The organism is Shewanella sp. WXL01 (genome assembly GCF_012263345.1).
Lineage (GTDB): Bacteria > Pseudomonadota > Gammaproteobacteria > Enterobacterales > Shewanellaceae > Shewanella > Shewanella maritima.
The window spans coordinates 1-503 of record NZ_JAAIKQ010000037.1 but is presented as its reverse complement, the minus strand read 5'-3'; the positions used below and the strand labels follow the sequence as shown (position 1 = coordinate 503).

General features: G+C 49.1%; 1 protein-coding gene. It reads right to left on the bottom strand.

The genetic code is table 11. The features are described 5' to 3' along the window. On the bottom strand, window positions 1-503 hold a 503-nt coding region (locus G3R49_RS19965; RefSeq protein ID WP_167870837.1), incomplete at both ends, for an Ig-like domain-containing protein.

The following is a 503-nucleotide window of genomic DNA, read 5'->3' as shown; positions in this document are numbered from 1 at the left end:
AAGCTGACAACAGAGGTGTTGTCAGACTCATCGTTAGTTAATACGTTGCCTGAAGCTTGCGTATCTTCGCCAACCGTTACTGCATCATCAGTCACGTCTGTGTTATCTGGCGTAACAGTAATCGTCAGTGTCGCCGTTTCACCCGTATTGGTGGTGTAAGTGATGACCGGCAGTGTACCGTTCCAGTCAGCAGCTGGATCGAATGTGTAAGAGCCATTAGCGTTAAGGACCAGTGTACCGCCTTGGACGGTCACTGAGTCACCTGCGTTGTAAGTGGTGTTATCACCAGCAATAGTGAAGCTCACAACAGAGGTGTTATCAGACTCATCGTTAGTTAATACGTTGCCTGAAGCTTGCGTATCTTCGCCCACGGTTACAGCATCATCAGCCACGTCAGTGTTATCCGGCGTGACAGTAATTGTTAAGGTTGCTGTCTCACCTGTATTCGTGGTGTAAGTGATAACCGGCAGTGTGCCATTCCAATCTGCCGCTGGGTCAAAGGT